The organism is Streptomyces pseudovenezuelae, from assembly GCF_029892565.1.
Lineage (GTDB): Bacteria > Actinomycetota > Actinomycetes > Streptomycetales > Streptomycetaceae > Streptomyces > Streptomyces pseudovenezuelae_A.
In genome coordinates this window covers 113,820-132,985 of sequence record NZ_JARXVH010000022.1, presented here as the reverse complement: position 1 = coordinate 132,985, position 19,166 = coordinate 113,820, and the positions used below count along the sequence as shown (strand labels likewise).

The 19,166-nt window shown below is 72.9% G+C and carries 14 protein-coding genes and 1 pseudogene; 10 read left to right on the top strand and 5 right to left on the bottom strand.

The features are described from left to right. Position 1: 1 nt before the first annotated feature. Positions 2 to 922, bottom strand: coding sequence for an ABC transporter ATP-binding protein (locus M2283_RS43640; protein WP_280882150.1), 921 nt, complete (start codon positions 920 to 922; stop codon positions 2 to 4). 108 nt (positions 923 to 1,030) lie between these two features. Here M2283_RS43640 and M2283_RS43635 point away from each other — a divergent pair, with 108 nt between their 5' ends. The 3 genes from M2283_RS43635 to M2283_RS43625 all read left to right on the top strand — a co-directional run bounded on the left by M2283_RS43635 (position 1,031) and on the right by M2283_RS43625 (position 4,160). Beyond that, a complete protein-coding gene (locus tag M2283_RS43635; RefSeq protein ID WP_280882149.1) occupies positions 1,031 to 2,200 on the top strand; it encodes a sensor histidine kinase in 1,170 nt (389 codons plus the stop codon). 14 nt (positions 2,201 to 2,214) lie between these two features. Next, positions 2,215 to 2,880, top strand: a complete 666-nt coding sequence (locus M2283_RS43630; protein ID WP_280882148.1) for a response regulator transcription factor — start codon at positions 2,215 to 2,217, stop codon at positions 2,878 to 2,880. Positions 2,881 to 3,002: 122 nt separating this feature from the next. Continuing rightward, entirely contained in the window at positions 3,003 to 4,160 is a 1,158-nt protein-coding gene (locus tag M2283_RS43625; RefSeq protein ID WP_280882147.1) for an ROK family transcriptional regulator, read from the top strand. A gap of 79 nt (positions 4,161 to 4,239) precedes the next feature. Here M2283_RS43625 and M2283_RS43620 read toward each other — a convergent pair whose 3' ends face one another. Continuing rightward, positions 4,240 to 5,001 carry a GntR family transcriptional regulator gene (locus tag M2283_RS43620; protein WP_280882146.1) on the bottom strand — a complete coding sequence of 254 codons (762 nt, stop codon included), beginning with the start codon at positions 4,999 to 5,001 and terminating at the stop codon, positions 4,240 to 4,242. A gap of 262 nt (positions 5,002 to 5,263) precedes the next feature. Next, on the bottom strand, positions 5,264 to 6,148 hold the full coding sequence (locus M2283_RS43615) for an RNA polymerase sigma-70 factor (RefSeq protein WP_280882145.1): 885 nt from the start codon (positions 6,146 to 6,148) through the stop codon (positions 5,264 to 5,266). Positions 6,149 to 6,259: 111 nt separating this feature from the next. Between M2283_RS43615 and M2283_RS43610 the strand changes: the two genes are divergently transcribed. Both M2283_RS43610 and M2283_RS43605 read left to right on the top strand, forming a co-directional pair. Then, on the top strand, positions 6,260 to 6,913 hold the full coding sequence (locus M2283_RS43610; protein ID WP_280882144.1) for an NADPH-dependent F420 reductase: 654 nt from the start codon (positions 6,260 to 6,262) through the stop codon (positions 6,911 to 6,913). Between the two features lie 131 nt (positions 6,914 to 7,044). Next, a complete protein-coding gene (locus M2283_RS43605; RefSeq protein WP_280882143.1) occupies positions 7,045 to 7,875 on the top strand; it encodes an alpha/beta fold hydrolase in 831 nt (276 codons plus the stop codon). Positions 7,876 to 7,983: 108 nt separating this feature from the next. On the opposite strand, the pseudogene M2283_RS43600 reads toward M2283_RS43605, so the two are convergent. After that, positions 7,984 to 8,772 (bottom strand): annotated as a pseudogene (locus M2283_RS43600) (DMT family transporter); the annotation flags it as partial. Between the two features lie 47 nt (positions 8,773 to 8,819). Between M2283_RS43600 and M2283_RS43595 the strand changes: the two are divergent. The 5 genes from M2283_RS43595 to M2283_RS43575 all read left to right on the top strand — a co-directional run bounded on the left by M2283_RS43595 (position 8,820) and on the right by M2283_RS43575 (position 17,955). After that, the gene (locus tag M2283_RS43595) at positions 8,820 to 10,316 is read left to right on the top strand and encodes a PLP-dependent aminotransferase family protein (RefSeq protein WP_280882142.1); all 1,497 of its coding nucleotides are present in this window, start codon (positions 8,820 to 8,822) and stop codon (positions 10,314 to 10,316) included. Between the two features lie 222 nt (positions 10,317 to 10,538). After that, positions 10,539 to 12,122, top strand: a complete 1,584-nt coding sequence (locus tag M2283_RS43590) for an alkaline phosphatase D family protein (protein WP_280882141.1) — start codon at positions 10,539 to 10,541, stop codon at positions 12,120 to 12,122. A 156-nt stretch (positions 12,123 to 12,278) separates the two neighbouring features. After that, positions 12,279 to 13,682 carry an SWIM zinc finger family protein gene (locus tag M2283_RS43585; protein ID WP_280882140.1) on the top strand — a complete coding sequence of 468 codons (1,404 nt, stop codon included), beginning with the start codon at positions 12,279 to 12,281 and terminating at the stop codon, positions 13,680 to 13,682. Then, complete coding sequence (locus M2283_RS43580) at positions 13,679 to 16,369, top strand: DUF6493 family protein (protein ID WP_280882139.1); 2,691 nt, start codon at positions 13,679 to 13,681, stop codon at positions 16,367 to 16,369. Before M2283_RS43585 ends, M2283_RS43580 begins: the two co-directional genes overlap by 4 nt. A 164-nt stretch (positions 16,370 to 16,533) precedes the next feature. Continuing rightward, a complete protein-coding gene (locus tag M2283_RS43575; RefSeq protein ID WP_280882138.1) occupies positions 16,534 to 17,955 on the top strand; it encodes a GNAT family N-acetyltransferase in 1,422 nt (473 codons plus the stop codon). Here the strand turns inward: M2283_RS43575 and M2283_RS43570 are convergent. Then, positions 17,933 to 19,156, bottom strand: a complete 1,224-nt coding sequence (locus tag M2283_RS43570) for a trans-sulfuration enzyme family protein (protein WP_280882137.1) — start codon at positions 19,154 to 19,156, stop codon at positions 17,933 to 17,935. The two genes, M2283_RS43575 and M2283_RS43570, sit on opposite strands and share 23 nt — an antisense overlap. Between the last annotated feature and the right edge of the window lie 10 nt (positions 19,157 to 19,166).

Here is a 19,166-nt window from a genome sequence, read left to right as displayed (position 1 = left end):
GTCAGGCCTCCTGGGGCTGTGCGGTGAACTCTGCTTCGGTGCCGGTGAGATCGAGGTAGGCCTGCTCCAACGTGCCCTCTTGGGTGGCCAGTTCGAGGATCGGCACCCCCGCGGTGGACACCAGGCGTCCGATGTCGTCCACGCGTGCGTGCTCGACGGTCCAGTGCCCGTCCTCGTGCTCCACCCCGTCGTGACCGTGCTGGGCGAGGAGCTTCCTGAGTGCCGGGGCATCCGTCGTGCGGATCCGTACGACGGGCCGCACGCGTGCGTCGATGAACTCCCGCATCGGGGTGTCGACCAGGAGGCGTCCGCGCCCGAGGACCACGAGGTGGTCGGCATAGGACGCGGTCTCGTTCATGAGGTGGCTGGAGACCAGGACGGTGCGGCCCTCCCCGGCCAGCCGGCGCAGCAGGCCGCGGATCCAGACGATGCCTTCCGGGTCGAGGCCGTTGGAGGGCTCGTCCAGCACGACCACTTCGGGGTCGCCGAGCAGGGCGGCCGCGATGCCCAACCGCTGGCGCATGCCCAGGGAGTACGTCTTCACGCGGTGCCGCGCGACCGAGTCGATCCCCGTCTCCGCGAGCACCTCGTCCACCCGGCGCGACGGGATGCGGTTGCTCGTCGCCAGTGCGCGCAGATGGTCCCGGCCGGTCCGTGAGCCGTGTGCGGCCTCCGCGTCGAGCAGGGCGCCGACGTGGCGCAGCGGTTCGCGCAGGGTGGCGTAGGGGCGGCCGCCGAGGGTGGCCGAGCCTGCGGTGGGACGGGCGAGGCCGAGCAACAGCCGCATGGTGGTGGACTTTCCGGCGCCGTTGGGGCCGAGGAAGCCGGTGACGCGACCGGGGTGGACGCGGAAGGTGAGGTGGTCGACGGCGCGTCGGGTGCCGTACTCCTTGGTGAGTTCGTGGACGTCGATGCTGGTCATGGCAGCAGCCTGGCCGGTGACGTGGGGGCGGGACCTCCCCCGCGCGTGGAGAGCGTCTCCCCCGTGCGGGGGAAGCTCGTTGTCAGAGGCGGCTGGCACGATGACCAAATGGTCCGTTTGCTGCGCCCGTTCGGCCGGGCGGTGACATACACACGGTGGCTGCATCTGCTCGTCGCCATCGTGTGGCCGTCCATGTGGCTGTTCATCGAGGAGGCCTGGTGGACCTGGGCGGTGGCGGCCGCGGTGCTCGTCCCCGTCGGGCTGGTGCCGGCGATGCGCACCGTGGAGGGGCTGCAGGCAAGGCTGTTGCTGACCGGTCACCGGCACGACAGCGCGAGCACCGACATCGTCGTGGCGCCGTCCGCCTCCTGGGGCGACCGTTGGCGGCTCGTCGTATGGCTGCAGGCGCGGCTGCTGCTCGGCTTCGTGGTCTCGCTGCTGAGCGTCCATCTGTTGCTCGCCGCCGTGGACCTGGCCTCGTCGGCGTTCGGGCGGGACGTCGAGGACGGTGTGCTGCTCGTCCTCGACGGTCACCACTGGTGGCACATCCTGCTCGCGCCCCTGGCACTGGCCGCGCTCGCGGGCACGGTGGTCGGCTCGGGCGACCTCGCCACCGCCCTCGCCCGCCGTCTGCTCGGCCCCTCGCCCGCCGAGCGGCTGGCCGCCATGGAGGAGCGCACGGAGCAGCTCCTGGAGCGCACCCGCATCGCCCGCGAACTGCACGACTCCATCGGCCACGCCCTGACCGTGGCCGTGGTGCAGGCGGGCGCAGCGCGCGCGGCCGGCGACCCCGCCTTCACCGACCGTGCCCTGGACGCCATCGAGGAGACCGGCCGGGCGGCGCTGGAGGACCTGGAGCGCGTCCTCGGCATCCTGCGCGAGTCCGAGCGGCCGGTCAGCAGCCGTCCGACGCTGACGGACGCCGACCGGCTGCTGGAGTCCGCCCGCGCCTCCGGCGCGAAGGTCGACGCCGAGCTGACCGGACCGCTGGACACCGTGCCGGGCCCGATCTCCCGCGAGGGCTACCGGATCCTCCAGGAATCGCTGACCAATGTGCTGCGGCACGCGGGCGCGGTGCCCGTCCGGATCCGGATCGAGGTGGCGTCCGACGCCCTGGACCTGGAGGTCCGCAATCCGCTGACGGCCGAGATACCCGGGCCCGGCCGGGGCAGCGGTCTGCGCGGCATACGCGAGCGTGCGGCCCTGCTCGGCGGCGATGCGCACACCGGCCCCGACCAAGGTGACTGGCAGGTGCAAGTCAGGCTTCCCCTGCGGTGATCTACGCTGGCCGGATGCCGGTCACCGTTCTCCTCGTAGACGACGAGCCGCTCGTACGCGCGGGGCTGCGGGCCGTGCTGGAGGCGCAGTCCGACATCGAGGTGGTCGGGGAGGCGGCGGACGGGGCGGCGGTGATCCCGCTGGTGCGGCAGCTGCGGCCCGACGTGGTCGCCATGGACGTACGAATGCCGCTGATGGACGGGATCGAGGCCACGCGCGCGGTGCTGCGGACGGTCGCCGACCCGCCGAAGATCCTCGTCGTGACGACGTTCGAGAACGACGAGTACGTGTACGAGGCACTGCGGGCCGGAGCCGACGGGTTCCTGCTCAAGCGGGCGCGGCCGGCTGAGATCGTGCATGCCGTACGGCTGGTCGCCGAGGGCGAGTCGCTGCTGTTCCCGGCGTCGGTACGGCGGTTGGCCGCCGAGTACGGGGACGACGGCGGCGGCAACCGGGCGGCCCGGGACGTGCTGGAGCGAGCCCGGCTGACGGAGCGTGAGGCGGCGGTGCTGCGGCTGCTGGCGCGGGGGATGACGAACGCGGAGATCGCCGCCCGGCTGGTCGTCGGGACGGAGACGGTGAAGTCGCATGTGAGCGCCGTACTGGCGAAGCTGGGGGCCCGGGACCGGACGCAGGCCGTGATCACGGCGTACGAATCAGGGTTCGTGGCGCCCGGCTGATCGGCGGGGCGAACAGGATGGGAACGGATTGTTCGACAGGTCGATCGGGCCCGGCACTCGCCGGGGTCCGCCACGCCGAGTACGATCCGCCCCAACACGCGCACGAGCTGGAAGGACGGACGTTGGGGCAGCTGACCGGCGGGGATCCCTCGCTGCTGCGAAGGATCAATTCCGCGGTGGTGCTGCACGCGCTGCGTGCCACGGACTGCGCGACGCTGACGGAGATCACGCGGGTGACCGGGCTGTCCAGGCCGACGGTCGAGGGTGTGGTCGAGGGGCTCATCGAGGCCGGCCTCGTGGTCGAGAAGGCGGCCGACGAGAGCGCCACGCGGCGGCAGGGGCGGCCCGCGCGGCGGTTCAGGTTCCGGGCCGAGGCGGGGCATCTGCTGGGCCTGGAGATCGGGCCGCACCGCGTCGCGGCGCTTCTGTCCGACCTGGACGGGCGGGTGCTGGGCGCGCAGGCCAAGGACGTCGACGAGACGGCATCGGCCGACGAGCGTCTGGACCGGCTGCGCACCGCGGTCGCCGAGCTGCTGCGCCGGGCCGGTGTGCCGCGCAGCTCCCTGCGCGCGGTGGGTGTGGCCACGCCCGGGATCGTCGAGGCGGACGGCATCGTACGGCTGGGGACCGCGCTGCCCGAGTGGACGGGGCTGCGGCTGGGCGAGCGGCTGAGCCGCTCCTTCAAGTGCCCGGTCCTGGTCGAGAACGACGCCAACGCGGCGGCCGTCGCCGAGCATTGGAAGGGCACCGCCACCGAGTCCGACGACGTGGTGTTCGTGCTGGCGGGGCTGAGTCCGGGCGCCGGTTCGCTGATCGGCGGCAAGTTGCACCGCGGGTACGGCGGGGCGGCCGGTGAGATCGGCGCGCTGCATCTGCTGGGCAGCGAGGTGACCCCGGAGACGCTCCTGTCCACCACGGACGAGCCGCTGCACCCCCTGGACGAGCAGGCCGTCGCCAAGGTCTTCGCGAAGGCCCGCGAGGGCGACCAGCGCGCGATCGCCGCCGTCGACCGCTTCATCCAGCGCCTCGTCCACGACGTGGCCGCGCTCGTCCTGGCCCTCGACCCCGAACTCGTCGTCATCGGCGGCTGGGCGGCCGGTCTGGACGGCGTACTGGAGCCGCTGCGCCGGGAGTTGGCCCGCTTCTGCCTGCGTCCGCCGAGAGTGGCCCTGTCCCTCCTCGGCGAGGCCGCGGTGGCGACGGGGGCGCTGCGGCTGGCCCTCGACCACGTGGAGGAGGAACTGTTCGCGGTGGAGGGCACGGTGACGGGGCGGCGCTGACCCCGGCCATGACGTGTGCGTGAAACGCCCCGCGCCCCGGAGGAGTTCCGGGGCGCGGGGCGTTTGGTGCTGTGCGGGGTCAGGACGCCTGGCGCTCCGGACCCTCGTGGATCTCCACGCCCCCGGAGTCACCGAAGGTCAGCCGGCAGGTGTCCGCCCGGTAGGTGGCGACGGACAGCGCGGCCGTGCGGCCGGCGGCGAGGAAGCGGGTGGTGACGACGAGGACGGGCGCGCCCGGGAGGCGGTCCAGTTCCTTGGCGTCGTCCGCGCGCGCGGAGCCGAGCTCCACGGAGCTGTCCTGGCCCTCCAGCTCCAGCCGCTGCAGCTCGCGCAGGACGGCACGCGCGCGTGCGGGGCCGGACGGTGCGTCTATGGCGGAGAGGTCGGGGACCGACGACTCCGGGATGTAGAGCAGCTCCGCCGCGACGGGCTGGCCCTTCGAGACACGGGAGCGGCGCACGATGTGCACCGGCTCGTCCTGACCGGCCTCCAGTGCGGCGACGACGGCCGCGGGCGGCGACGTGACCGTGCAGTCGACGGGCTGCCAGACGTCCCCCGCGGCGCCCGGCCAGGCGTGCTGCTCGGTGCCGACGGCCACGCCCACGCGCGGGGGCGCGACGGTCGTGCCGACACCGCGGCGGCGGTGCAGCCTGCCTTCCAGTTCGAGCTGCTCCAGCGCCTGGCGGAGCGTGGCGCGGGCGACGCCGAAACGAGCGGCGAGGTCGCGCTCGTTGGGCAGGATCTCGCCCACGGCGAATTCGGAGTCCAGTGCTTCGCTCAACACTGTCCTGAGATGCCAGTACTTCGGTTCCGGTACCGATTCCAGCTGCGTGGTCCCCACCCTGTCCTCCGCGATCGCCGTGGTCCGGCGGCGTTTTAGCGCCCTTGTTTATTAAAGGTTGTTGCACTTATCTGCGACCATAGGGCGGCCCAAACCCTTGGTCAAGACCAATCCTCGATCCCGTATGCAACCCATAGGCCCCGTGCAGCCCAGCGTTCACGGGGCGTTCGCGCCGAGCCGCATTCGTGACATCCCGGCAAAGCCCCCGTCGTAAAACGGGGGCTTCACTTCATCCGATGGAGGCGCGCTCGGGCGCCGCGGGCTACTCGCCCGCCAGGGACACGAGCTTGTCGGGGTTGCGCATGATGTAGACGGCCTGGATACGGCCCTCGTAGATGTCCAACTGGAAGACGCTGTCGGGGGTGCCTGCCGACAGGGCCACGATGGCGGGGCCGCCGTTGAGCTCGATGAAGCGGAAGGACGGGTCCGGTACGCCCTTCTGCGCCGCCCCGATGAGGAAGCGGCCGACCTTGTCGGCGGTGTCCAGGATCCGCAGCGGCGCACGGGACTTGCCGCCGCTGTCGGCCACCAGGCGCACATCCGGCGCGAGCAGCTCCAGGAGCCCCTCCAGGTCGCCCTCGGCCGCGGCGGCGAGGAACCGCTCGGTGAGGTCGCGGCGCCGGCCCGGATCGACCTCGTAGCGCGGTCGTCGTTCGTCGACGTGCTTGCGGGCCCGTGCGGCGAGCTGACGCACCGCCGGCTCGCCGCGGTCGAGCATGACGGCGATGTCCGCGTACGGGTATCCGAAGGCCTCCCTCAGGACGAACACCGCCCGTTCCAGGGGCGAGAGCGACTCCAGGACGACGAGGACGGCCAGCGAGACGGAGTCGGCGAGCACGGCCCGCTCGGCGGTGTCCGGGACGGTGTCGCCGAAGTCGGTGACGTACGGCTCGGGCAGCCAGGGGCCTACGTACGCCTCGTTGCGCGCCTTGACCTGGCGCAGGCGGTCGATGGCGAGGCGGGTGGTGACGCGCACGAGATAGGCGCGCGGTTCGCGCACCTCGCCGCGGTCGGCGCCGGACCAGCGCAGCCAGGCCTCCTGGACGATGTCCTCGGCGTCGGCCACCCGCCCGAGCATGCGGTAGGCGACCCCCAGGAGGACGGGGCGGTGCGCTTCGAAGACGTCGGTTTCGGTGTCGGTCGTCACGGCACCATCCCACGCGACCCGTACGTCCATGTCCAGGAGGAACCCGCGGTTCCAGGAGCAGAATGACCGCGGGCCGCCGATGGCAGGTGGCCGCGACGCACGGAGGTGGCCATGCGGTACGCGATTCTGGGCACGGGCGATGTGGGCCGCACGCTCGGCGGCAAGCTGGCGGAGCTGGGCCACGAGGTGACGCTGGGCTCCCGTACGAAGGACAACCCCACCGCCCTGGAGTGGGCTCGAAGTGCGGGTGCGGGTGCTCGCGCGGGTACGTTCACGGAGGCCGCCTCGTCCGCCGAGGTGGTCGTGAACGCCGTCGGCGGTCAGGTGGCGCTCGCCGTGCTGGAGGCGGCCGGGGCGGCGCAGCTCGACGGGAAGGTCTTGGTCGATGTCGCGAACCCGATGAGGTTCGAGGACGGCGAACTGCGGCTGTCGCCGGTCGAGTCGGACAGCCTGGGCGAGCAGATCCAGCGGGCGTTCCCCCACGCGCGCGTGGTGAAGACACTCAACACCGTCAACTCTCAGGTGATGGTGGATCCCTCACTGGTGCCCGGCGAGCACCAGGTCTTCGTGAGCGGGGAGGACACGGGCGCCAAGGCGCAGGTGACGAGCATGCTCGGGGAGTTCGGCTGGCCCCCGCACCGGGTGCTCGACCTGGGTGGCATCCGCTCGGCGCGCAGCGTGGAGATGCTACTGCCACTGTGGCTCGACCTCTTCCGGCACCTGGGGCACGCGGAGTTCAACCTGGAGGTGCGCAGGGGGCACTGAGCCGTGTGGACCGGAGGAGGACGAGACCGGGGGACACTGGGGGGCTACCCGTCAGTAGCAATTGCTGACAAGCTGTCTACCCAGCGTCCGTCGTCGCGTCCGTCATCGCGTCCCAGTCGAGGAGCACCCCCATGTCCGCGACCGTCTCCTTCGAGGTCCCCTCTCCCCATGGCCCCCGGCCGGTGACCGTGTCCTACGCGCGCGTGGGCCGCGGCGAACCGTTGCTCCTGCTGCACGGCATAGGTCACCACCGGCAGGTCTGGGACCCGGTGGTGGACATCCTGGCGACCGAGCGCGAGGTGATCGCGGTGGACCTGCCCGGGTTCGGCGCGTCCCCCGCGCTGCCGGACGGGCTCGCCTACGACCTGGCCACGACGGCCGGCGTCTTCGGCGCGTTCTGTGAGGCGCTGGAGCTCGACCGGCCGCATGTGGCGGGCAACTCGCTCGGCGGACTGCTCGCCCTGGAGCTCGGCCGGGAGAAGCTCGCGAGGTCGGTCACCGCCCTGTCCCCGGCCGGATTCTGGTCGGAGGCCGAGCGGCGTTACGCCTTCGGTGTCCTGATCGCGATGCGCCGGATCTCCCGGCAGCTGCCGCTGCCCCTGGTCGAGCGGCTGTCCCGCTCTGCGGCCGGCCGCGCGATGCTGACCAGCACCATCTACGCCCGTCCCGGCCGCCGTTCACCCGAGGCCGTGGTCGCCGAGACGCTCGCCCTGGCGCAGGCCACCGGGTTCGACGCGACCCTCCGGGCCGGCGGCTCCGTCCTGTTCACCGACGACGTCCCCGGGATTCCGGTCACCGTGGCCTGGGGCACCAGGGACATGCTGCTCGTGCGCCGCCAGGGCGTGCGGGCCAAGCGGATCATTCCGAAGGCCCGCCTGGTGCGGCTGCCCGGCTGCGGGCACTGCCCGATGAACGACGACCCGGCGCTGGTCGCCCGCGTCCTCCTCGACGGCAGCCGCTGACCGACGCCGGCCCGCCCACGGCGTGCGGGATCCCAACGCGCCTGATCCGAGAGCGACTCCGGCACCGACCAGGGCACTGCCCGCGGCCTGGGCGGCCCCGTAGGAACCCGTTCCGACGAGCGGGGCGGTGCAGGCCGCGGCGACCGGGATGAGGCCGGAGAAGAGCGTGGCGCGCTCGGCGCCGAGCCGCTGCATGCCCATGTACCAGCACACGAAGCCGATCACCGTGACGATCGCCGCCTGCCACAGCAGCGCGGCGGCCTCGGTGGCGTCGGGGCGCCGCAGCCACGCCGTCCCGTCGAGGAGCAGGCCGGCCACCGCGGACTCGACCGCGGCGATTCCGCACACCGTGGCGGACAGCAGCCGGGGCCCCAGGGGCCGCAGGACGGGCACGGCGAGGACGGCGAAGCCCACCTCGCCGGCCAGCGCACAGGCGGAGAAGGCCAGTCCCGTCCCGTCGGTGCGCCCCCAGCCCTGGACGGTGCAGGCGCCGACCGCGACGAGCAACGCCCCGTACAGCACGACGCGTCGGGGCCGGCGGCCCTCCAGGAGCGGGACGACGACCGCAACGACCACGGGCGCGCAGCCGACGAAGACGCCCGGCACGGCCGGCTCCGCGGTGCGTTCGGCGGCGATGACCGCGAGGTTGAAGCCGACCATGCCCACGGCGGTCAGCAGCGCGAGACGGGCCCGCTGGCGCGGCACGAGCGCCCGCAGCCGGGCTGTGGCACCCGCGCCGGCCAGCGGGGCGAGCAGCACGCAGGCAAGCCCGTAGCGCAGGAACTGGCCGCCCGCGTACGGGTATTCACCCAGGACGCTGTTGGCGGTGAAGGACCCTCCGACGAGGACACAGGCGAGCGCGGCGAGCAGGGATCCCCGCGTGGTGGTGGCGTTCATGGCAGCGACGCTAGGGAGCGGGGCGGTCCGGTTTAAGGTCCATTTCCATGACGTCATCGGAGACCAATCGGGGAGCGGATCCCGACCACCGCCCCGCCGCTCCCGACTCCCCCTCCCCCGCTCCGGACTCCGCCTCCCGCGCCTGGGAGTTGCTGCTTCCCGCCGCCTCGGCGCCGGCACGCGCGCGTGGGCGTTCGCTGCAGGCGGCGCTGCGTGAGGCGGTGCGCTCGGGTCGGCTCGCGACGGGCACCCGGCTGCCGTCGAGCCGGGATCTCGCCGCCGACCTCGGGGTATCGCGGGGGCTGATCACCGAGGCGTACGAGCAGTTGACGGCGGAGGGCTATCTGCGCAGCGGCCGGGGTGCCGGGACGTGGGTGGGCGGTGCCGTGCGGGCCGCTCCCTCACGCGCGCGTGACCTCGCCCCGCGCTCCCCCGGCACGCGGGCGGACTTCGTGCCCGGGACCCCGGACCTGTCGCTGTTCCCGCGCGCCGCCTGGGCCGCGGCGCAGCGCGGTGTGCTGGCGGAGCTGCCGCACCAGGACCTCGGCTATCCGGACCCGCGCGGGCTGCCCCGGCTGCGGACGGCGCTGGCGGAACTGCTGGCGCGCCGCCGGGGCGTGGTCGCCGACCCGGAGCGGATCCTGGTCGTCTCCGGGGTGGCCCAGGCGACGACGCTGCTCGGTTTCGCGCTCCACGCGCGCGGGTTGGGCACAGTCGGCGTCGAGGATCCCGGCAGCCCCCAGCACGACGCCCTCTACGCCTCGGCGGGCGTCACCACCGTGCCGGTGCCCCTGGACGACGAAGGTCTCCGCATGGACGCGCTGCGCGAGGCGGACGTACGAGCGGTGGTCACGACGCCGTCGCACCAGTTCCCCACCGGGATCGCGTACTCGGCGCGGCGCCGTACCGAACTGCTCGACTGGGCGCGGTCGGTGGACGGCTTCGTGATGGAGGACGACTACGACGGCGACTTCCGCTACGACCGTGCCCCCGTGGGCGCCCTCCAGGGCCTCGACCCGGAACGGGTGGCCTACGCGGGCTCGGTCAGCAAGTCGCTCGCTCCGGGGCTGCGGCTGGGCTGGCTGCTGGTCCCGGAGGCGCTGGCCGACGAGGTCGTCGAGCGCAAGCGGACCATGGACCTCGGCCATCCCACCCTCGACCAGGCGCTGTTCGCCCGTTTCGTGGAGCGCGGCGACTACGACCGTCAGCTGCGCCGCTGCCAACGCGCGTACCGCGAACGGCGCGACGCGCTCGTCGCCGCCCTGGCGCAGCACTTCCCGGGCGCGGCGGTGGCCGGCATCGCGGCCGGCCTGCACGTCATCGTCGACCTGCCGAAGCGGTACGGCCCCCCGGAGGACTTCCACGCGCGCGTGACGGCGGCCGGCGTGGCGGTGCGCCTGCTGACCGACTACACGCACGCGCGTGCCGAACACGACGGCGGGGACGAGGACGGGGCCGTGCGGCTGGTCCTGGGGTACGCGCATCTGTCGCCCGCCCGGATCCGTGACGGCATACGACTGATGGCCGGCGCCGTTGAGTCGTGAGGGTGTAGGGCTGAGGGTCCGGGCCGCTGCGACGCGGCCGCCAACCCGCCCGCCCGAAAAGCGAGGTGGCCGATCTCTCAAGCCACCGGAATCACCCATGTCACACGGCGGATCCCCTGTCTCCACGGTCAGTTGTTCACCTGTGGTTTCCGTGTGCGCTGCGGCGCCCCCGTAGTTGTGGCATCGAACCACTGGCCGGATCCCGTCCCTGGAGGCGTCCGCATGTCACACCGTCCGTTCCCCGGCCGCCGCAGCGTGCTGCGCGGCTCGCTGGCCGCGTCCGCGGCCCTGACCCTGCCCACCGCCCTCGGCGCCGCGCCGGCCTTCGCCCTGTCCGGGCGTCCCCGGGCGGACTGGGGCGTGCAGGCGGGAGACGTGACCCACGACTCCGGTCTGGTGTGGGTGCGTTCCGACCGTCCGGCCCGGATGATCGTCGAGACGTCCGCGACGGAGTCGTTCCGCAACCCGCGGCGCCAGCACGGCCCGCTGCTGGGCTCGGGCTCGGACTTCACCGGCACGACCCGGCTGCGCGGACTGCCCGCGGGCGAGCAGATCCACTACCGCGTGCTGCTCGCCGACCCGCACGACCCACGCCGCACCGGCGAACCGGTGACCGGCACCTTCCGCACGGCCTCCGAGAAACGGCGCAAGGGCGTCAAATTCGTGTGGTCCGGCGACCTGGCGGGCCAGGGCTGGGGCATCAACGAGTCGATCGGCGGCTACCGGATCTTCGACGCCATGGCGAAGGTGGACCCGGACTTCTTCCTGTGCAGCGGCGACAACATCTACGCCGACGGGCCGATCACGGCCAGCGCCACGCTGCCCGACGGCAGCGTCTACCGGAGCGTGACCACCGAGGAGAAGGCGCACGTCGCCACCACGCTGGCCGACTACCGAGGCAACTTCCGCTACAACCTGCTGGACAACGCGCTGCGCCGGTTCAACGCGCAGGTGCCGAGCATCATCCAGTGGGACGACCACGAGGTCCGCAACAACTGGTACCCGGGCGAGGTCATCGGCACCGGCACGCCCTACCCGGCCGGCACGAAGCTGGACGACCTGGCGGTGCGCTCACGGCGGGCCTTCTCCGAGTACTTCCCGATCTCCTCGATCAGCGGCCGTCCGGACGGCCGGATCTACCGGGTCGTCAACCATGGTCCGCTGCTGGACGTGTTCGTGCTCGACATGCGCACCTACCGCAACGCCAACTCCGCCGACGACCAGACCGTGGACCCGGTGGGCATCCTCGGCCGTGAGCAGTTGGAGTGGCTCAAGCGCGAGCTGGCGAAGTCGCGTGCGGTGTGGAAGGTGATCGCCAACGACATGCCGCTCGGTCTGGTCGTCCCCGACGCGACCGAGGGCAAGGCGAACATCGAGGCCGTCGCGCAGGGCGACCCGGGCGTGCCGCTGGGCCGCGAGCTGCAGTTCGCCGAGTTGCTGCGGTTCATCAAGCACCGCCGGATCACCGGCACGGTGTGGCTGACGGCAGACGTGCACCACACCTCGGCCCAGCACTACGACCCGTCGCGGGCGGCGTTCAAGGACTTCGAGCCGTTCTGGGAGTTCGTCTCCGGTCCGCTCAACGCCGGCGCCTTCCCGGCCAGCGCGCTGGACGGCACGTTCGGTCCCGACCGGGTGTTCGTGAAGGCGCCGACCGCCTCGAACGTCTCGCCTGCCGAGGGCTACCAGTTCTTCGGCGAGGTCGACATCGACGGCGACAGCGGGGAGCTGACGGTGCGTCTGCGCGAGTACGACGGCACGGTGTTGTTCACGCAGGTGCTGCAGCCGGGCCGGGTCGGGCAGTAACTTCCGCGTCTCCGGCTCCCGTACCCTTGTCCGTGTGCCGCGCACCGGCGTCATCCCCCGGTGCGCGGTCTGCGCCCACGTGTGTCAACTTGCCGCCCGCCAGGGTGTTTTCGCAGGTCAGAACCGATTGTCAGTGGTCGCCTCTACGGTTTTTCCATGACGCGATCCGTACAGGCCGTGGCCTACCGCCGACCCTCCGCGCTGGAGTCCGCGGCGGGTGAACAGCGCCTGGGACTCGAGACCTCGCGGGGTGCGACGCCCACCGGTGTCGAGGACCATCCCCGCTTCTTCACTGGCTTCCTGACGTCTCCTCAGGTGGCCTCCGCCGGGCTGCTCGCGGTGGCGGACGTGGCCGCCGCGCGGTACTACCAGCGTCTGCTGCGCGCCTCGCTGGACCCGGTGGTGACGGGCAACGGGGACCGGCTGCGCTTCGAGTCCTTCTCGGGCTGTGGCGGGGTGTACGCCCGCCTGGACGTGCTGGCGCCGGGTCTGGACGGCGGCGAGGTGGGGCACGGCACGACGAACGTCGACGTCAACAACCCGCTGCGCGAGGCCCTTTCCCGGATCGGCTCGGACGATCCGCTGCATCTGCGGGTCGGCCCCGAGGAGTTGGCCGTGACCACGCTGGACGGCCCGGTCGTGGAGAAGAAGGTGCCGCTGCCGGACCGGTGGCTGCGCGGGTTCGCGGAGGCCCAGGTGATCGCGGCCGGCTTCGATCTACGGGCCGAGCTGCCCGCCGCCGAGGCCGTACGGTTCCTGCGCGCACTGCCGCGCGGCGGCGGACGCGGCTCGGTCGGACCGCGTTGGGTGGTGCCCGCCGGCGGTGCGCTGCGGCCCACCACGCGTGCGGTGCCCGGCGCGGTGTGCCTGCCGGGCCCGGAGCGACTGATCGCGCTCCAGCGGATACTGCGCCACGCGACGGCGCTGCGGGTGTATGGCCCCACCGTCGCCGGCGCCGACGCCACGGCCAGCGCCTGGGAGGCCGTCCTGCCGGGCATGCGGCTCACCCTGACACTGTCGCCGGACGCCTCGCGCGGGTTCTCCGGCGAGGGCGGTGTCCTGGACGCGCTCGCCACCGACGAGGCCGCCGAGGACGCGGAGCTGATCTCGGTGCTCCTCGCCTGGGAACCCCGCATCGACGTCGCCGACCTCACCACCGCCTCGGGCCTCACGACCGAGCGGGTCCGGGCGGCCCTGGTCCGCCTGGGCACCTCGGGCCGGGTCGGCTACGACACCGCGGAGGCGGCCTACTTCCACCGTGAACTGCCGTACGACGCCGAGCGGGTGGAGAAGCACAACCCCAGGTTGCGCGCGGCCCGGGCGCTGGTGGCCGCGGGCGCGGTCCGGCTCGACGGCGCCCTGGCGACGGTGACGGCGGAGGACGGGCACGCGCACCGGGTGCGGGACGAGGCGGGGGTGTTCAGCTGCAGTTGTCTGTGGTGGGCGAAGTACCGGGGTGGCCGCGGGCCGTGCAAGCACGCGCTGGCGGTGCGGATGGTGCGGCGGGGCGCCGCCGCGGTGGAGCTGGTCGGGGTTCGGGTCGACGGGGGCGTGCGATGAGTGAGCTGATGGAAGCGGTACGGGCCGGGCGGACGGCCGAGGTGGTGGGTCTGCTGGACGAGCTGACCGATGCCGAACGGCGGGCGCTGTTCCCGGAGTTGAAGGCGCTGCGCAAGGAGCTGAGAGCGGCTCCCTGGGAGGCGGAGTCCCGCCGCGCCTACCCGCCGCTGTACGCGGCCGGGGTGGCGTGCCAGACGGGCGCCGCGGCCGTCGCGACCTGGATCGCCGCGGCCGACATGCGCTGGTCGCGGACGTCCCCCGCACTGTTGCTGCGCCTCCTGGGCGACCGCGCGCCGGAGTGGCTCGCCGATCTGACGGGGCGGCTCGCCGAGCGGCCGGTCGCGTCCGATGTGCCGTACGAGCTGATGGCGGGTCTGGTACGGCTGTCCGGCTGCCCGGTGCCGACCACCGAGGCCTACGTCATGGGCTGGGTGCAGCACATCAACAGCCTCTGGCAGCACGGGGACAGCGTGCTCGACCGGCTGCGCAAGGACGCGTACCTCGCCGACCTGGTGGCCGCGCTCTTCGAGACGGCAGAGATCGGGAGCCGCCTGGAGTGGACCCCGCGCGAGGGGCCGAACAGTTGGACCGGCGCGCTCGCCCAGCTCACCACCGAGCAAGCCCTGGACCGACGGGCGACGGTCGACGCGTGTGTGGCCCGGCTGCTGCGGGGCGGCTCGACCGCCGACAACCGGGTGTTCCTGCGCCTGTTGGCCTCACTGGCGCTCACCCGCGAGGAGCAACTGGAGCGGACCGCTGACTGGTTGGCCCTGGCCGCCGACGCGGTCTCGCCGGTGGCGTCGCACGCGCAGTCGGTGCTGGCCTCGCTGGCACTGGACGGCGAGTTGCTGCCGGGGCGGCTGGCGGAGATGTCGGACGCGGTGCTGTTCCGCACCGAGAAGAAGCTCGTACGGGCGCAGTTGGTACTGCTCGGCAAGGCGCTGACCCGGGACAGGACGACGGCCGAGGTACTGCTGCCCGCCGTGGCGCAGGCCTTCGGCCATGAGGACTCGGACGTGCAGGAGCGGGCGCTGAAGCTGGTGGAGCGCCATGCCGAGAAGGTCGAGAAGACCGAGGCGCACGCCGAACTGGTCGTCGCCGCCGAGCAGTTGATCCCGGGTCTGCGGGACCGAGCGGCCCAGGTCCTGGGTACCGCGCTCGGGCCGGCGGGTCCGGTCGCGTACGAGGAGGTCCTCCCGCCGGTGCCGGAGCCGACGCGCCTCGCACCCGCGCCGGCCTCCCCGGTCGAGGTCGCCGAGGAGGTGAGCGCGGCCCTGGCGGGTGGGCCCGGTGTGGCCGCGTTCGAGTGGGCGCTGGACGGGCTGGTGCGCCATGCCCATCAGGATCGGGATGCCCTGGTGGAGGCGTTGCGGCCAGTGCTCGCGCGTCGCTGGTGGTACGGCGACGGCTCTGAGGACGCGGCGACAGTATGGGACCGCTTCAGCAGGCGCAACTTCGACGTGGGGGACGCATCCAACGGCCTGGATCTGATCCTCGCGACGCTTCTCGGCAGGACGGATCACCGGACACCTGACCGGAAGATCTCGCGGTTGCTCCACAGCTTCGTCACTCAGCGGACCACGGTCCAAGAGTGCCGGCACAGCAGCCTGGCCCAGCCCTTCGGGAGCCGTCTGGCGGAGATCGCCTACCGGCTCCGGACCGACCCGCCGCCCTTCCTCCTGTCGACCCCCACGTGGAGCACGGGCCTGCTGGAGCCGGCCGAACTCGTGGACCGTCTCGCCGAGTACCGGCGCCTGGGCGCACGGGTCGTGGCGAGCGACTTCGCGCAGGCGTTGCTGCGGGTGCGGCGTGCGGACCGTACCGTCGCCGCGGCGGCCGCCGAACGGGCGGCGGCACTGGGCACACGGGAGGGCAGGCGGCTCGCCGCGTGGCTCACCACCGAGGGCCCGTCGCTGCCGACATCACAACGGCGGACCTCCGGGACGCGTGTCCTGGTCGAGCTGGGTGAACTCTCGGAACTACAGGCGGACTTCCTGGCCGACCACCGCCCGCTGGGCCGGCCGACATCCGCCGACACCGGGCACCGGTGGTACTGCCACCACTGGAGCGACGACATACGCCCGCACTGGCTCGCCCTGCTCCCCGAGAGGCGGGAGCTGGTGGCGGCGCGGCAGCTGATGGACGTGTCCACCGTGGCCGTGGACGACGTCCGGGGTGCCGCCGCCGTCCTGCCGCACCTCGCCGAGTCCGGCGGCGAGGCGGGCGAGGCCGTGCACCTGTGCCTGGCGTACGGGCTCGGCGCACGGCATCCCGAGGACCGGCTCGCCGCGGTGGACGCGCTGCTGACACTGGCGGCGCGTGGTCAGCTGGACGCGGGCCGACTGGGCGCGGACCTGGGCCAGTTGGTGCGGTGCGGGGCGGTGAAGCCGCTGCGGCTGGCGGAGTCGGTGCGTACGGCGGCTGCCACGGGGGCGAACGCGACGATCTGGGAGGTGCTGCGGCACACGTTGCCGGTTCTCCTCTCCGCGCTCGCGACCGACTCGGCGGGGTCGTCCGCGCGCGGGGTCGGCGAGCTGCTGGGCGTGGCCGCGGAGTGCGCCGAGCGCTCCGGGGCGCACGGTGAACTGCCGCACCTGACGCAGACGGCGGACCGACGGGGCTCCTCGCGTCTGGTGACGCAGGCACGCCGACTGCGCAGTGCGCTGGCCGTGGAGGTAGCCGCATGACGTAGGCGAAACCCCGCGCCCCGCACGCCACCAGCGCGCACGTCGTCCACCATGCAACCGTTGAAAGATCTACAAAAAGGGCATAACCACGCTTTACCGATCAGTCACAGAGCGTTCGTGATCACGCAACACCCTTCCTTCACAGTGGCTGCATGAGTCGAGACATGTCTGATGTGACGCGTGCGAAGGACGGTCGTCCCGTGCACCACTGGCGGCGGGACGTCGTCGAGCTCGCCGCCCTGTTCACGGCGGTCGCCGTGGCGGACGGGGTGGCGAACCTGATCGGGCACGGACCCGACGGACCGGCGCTGCTGGTGATCTCGGCGGTCGTGCTGGCCACCACGGCGGTGTTCCACACATGGTGGACACGCCGCCACGGTCATGCGCCACCGACGGGCGATACCGGTGCCCGGCCGCTGGCGGAGGTTCAGCTGGCCGGGCCGTCCGACCCGTCGTCGGAGCCGCAGGAGACCGTGCCCACGGAGAGCACACTGTGGCGGTTGCGGACGACGGTGAAGGACGAACCGGGGTCGCTGGCAGTGCTGTGCACGGCACTCGCCGGGTACCGGGTCGACATTCTGAGCCTGCAGACGCATCCGCTGGGCGCGGGCACGGTGGACGAGTTCCTGCTGCGGGCCCCCGCCGGGCTCGCAGCCTCGGAGCTGACCCGGGTGATCGCGTCGGCCGGCGGCACCGACACCTGGATCGAGCGGGCCGACGCCCACGACCTGGTCGACGCGCCGACCCGGGTCCTCGGTCTGGCCACCCGCACCGCCCTGGACGCGGCGGAACTGCCGCTGGCGCTGCGGCAGTTGCTGGGCCGGTGCACCATCCGCCAGTCGCCCGCCGTGCCGGTCGCCGCCGGTGTCCGGGCCCCGGAGGGCGCGCCGGTCGAGGGAGCGCTGGAGGACACCGTGCTGCGGCTGCGGGCGCCGGAGGGCGGCGTGATCACCGTGGAGCGGCCGTATCTGCCGTTCACGCCTACCGAGTTCGCCCGGGCGCGGGCGCTGGTGGAGCTGGACGCCCGGCTCGGGCCGCGGGTGCCGCGCAGCCAGGACGTGCTGACGCTGCCCGAGGGCAACGAGATCACCGTACGGCGGGCCGACACGGGTGATGTGGAGGCCGCGAAGGAGATGCACGAGCGGTGCTCTGCGCGGACGCTCGCGATGCGGTACCACGGGCCGGTCGGCGACGCCGACCGCTATCTCAACCACCTCCTCAGCCCGCGCTACGGCCGCACGCTCGCGGTGCAGACCGCGTCGGGGCGGATCGTCGGGCTCGGCCATCTGTTGTGGGACGGGGACGAGACGGAGGTCGCGCTGCTGGTCGAGGACAAGTGGCAGCGGCGGGGCATCGGGGGCGAGTTGCTGGAGCGGCTGGTGGCCATGGCGGGCGAGGCAGGATGCGAGAGCGTGTACGCGGTGACTCAGGCGTCCAACACCGGCATGGTCGCCGCGATGCGTGGGCTGGGGCTTCCTCTCGACTACCAGATCGAGGAGGGGACCTTGGTCGTCACGGCTCGGTTGGAAGTGAAGGCTCCGCTTGGTGAGGGCGCCGCGAGGACTACGAACTCCGAAGCGCCGTAGGGGTCGCGGATCGGTTTGCGGGTGCGGGTGCGCTGTGGCTGGTCGCGCAGTTCCCCGCGCCCCTTTCGGGGCGCGTTCCCTCGCCCAGCGCCTGGTCCAGATCCGCCCACAGGTCCTCCACGTCCTCCAGGCCCACCGACAACCGCAGCAACCGATCACTCACTCCCGCCCCGCGCCGATCCTCCGCGTCCACGACCCGGTGGCTGATCGACGCGGGGTGTTGGATGAGGGTGTCGACGCTGCCGAGGCTGACCGCCGGGGTGATCAGGCGGACACCGGCGATCACCTCGTGCGGGTCCCCGACCGTCTCGAAGGCGATCATCGCGCCGCCGATGCGTGGGTAGTGGACGCGGGTGACGCGCGGGTCGGTGGTGAGGCGGTGGGCGAGTTCGGCGGCGTTCGCCGAGGCTGCCCGGACGCGGACCGGGAGGGTGGCGAGGCCGCGTAGGAGCAGGTAGCCGGCGAGTGGGTGCAGGATGCCGCCGGTGGCGAAGCGGATGCGGCGCAGTTGGCCGGCGAAGTCCTCGTCGCAGGCGACCACGCCCGCCATGACGTCGCCGTGGCCGCCGAGGTACTTGGTGGCGCTGTGCAGGACGAGGCGGGCGCCCTGTTCGGCGGGCCGTTGGAGCACGGGCGTGGCGAAGGTGTTGTCGGCGAGCAGCGGGACCGAGCCGCAGGAGTGGGCGACGGCCCGTAGGTCGACCTCGGCGAGCGTCGGGTTGGCGGGCGTCTCGACCAGGACCAGGCCGGTGTCGGGGCGCAGGGCGTCGGCGATTCCGGCCGGGTCGGTCCAGGTGACCTCGGTGCCGAGCAGGCCGGCGGTGAGGAGATGGTCGCTGCAGCCGTACAGGGGGCGCACGGCCACGACGTGGCGCAGTCCGGCCGAGGCCCGTACCAGCAGCACGGCGGTCAGCGCGGCCATGCCGCTGGCGAAGGCGACCGCGGACTCGGTGCCCTCCAGTCGGGCGAGGGCGGTCTCGAACCGGGCGACGGTGGGGTTGCCGAGCCGTCCGTAGACGGGCGGGCCCTCCGGTTCGGCGCCGGTGGCGGCGAAGGCGTCGATGCGGACGGCCTCACCGCGGCTGTCGTACGAGGGGTAGGTGGTCGACAGGTCGATGGGCGGGGCGTGCAGGCCCTGCCGGGCGAGGTCGTCGCGGCCGGCGTGGACGGCCTCGGTGGCCAAAGCTCTCGTGGAGTCCATGGGTGGAAGG

Bases quoted from the DNA above. Each gene is read 5' to 3' on its own strand.
- M2283_RS43640 (WP_280882150.1), bottom strand. From the start codon at position 922: ATGACCAGCATCGACGTCCACGAACTCACCAAGGAGTACGGCACCCGA.
- M2283_RS43635 (WP_280882149.1), top strand. From the start codon at position 1,031: ATGGTCCGTTTGCTGCGCCCGTTCGGCCGGGCGGTGACATACACACGG.
- M2283_RS43630 (WP_280882148.1), top strand. From the start codon at position 2,215: ATGCCGGTCACCGTTCTCCTCGTAGACGACGAGCCGCTCGTACGCGCG.
- M2283_RS43610 (WP_280882144.1), top strand. From the start codon at position 6,260: ATGCGGTACGCGATTCTGGGCACGGGCGATGTGGGCCGCACGCTCGGC.
- M2283_RS43605 (WP_280882143.1), top strand. From the start codon at position 7,045: ATGTCCGCGACCGTCTCCTTCGAGGTCCCCTCTCCCCATGGCCCCCGG.
- M2283_RS43595 (WP_280882142.1), top strand. From the start codon at position 8,820: ATGACGTCATCGGAGACCAATCGGGGAGCGGATCCCGACCACCGCCCC.
- M2283_RS43590 (WP_280882141.1), top strand. From the start codon at position 10,539: ATGTCACACCGTCCGTTCCCCGGCCGCCGCAGCGTGCTGCGCGGCTCG.
- M2283_RS43585 (WP_280882140.1), top strand. From the start codon at position 12,279: ATGACGCGATCCGTACAGGCCGTGGCCTACCGCCGACCCTCCGCGCTG.
- M2283_RS43580 (WP_280882139.1), top strand. From the start codon at position 13,679: ATGAGTGAGCTGATGGAAGCGGTACGGGCCGGGCGGACGGCCGAGGTG.
- M2283_RS43575 (WP_280882138.1), top strand. From the start codon at position 16,534: ATGTCTGATGTGACGCGTGCGAAGGACGGTCGTCCCGTGCACCACTGG.
- M2283_RS43570 (WP_280882137.1), bottom strand. From the start codon at position 19,156: ATGGACTCCACGAGAGCTTTGGCCACCGAGGCCGTCCACGCCGGCCGC.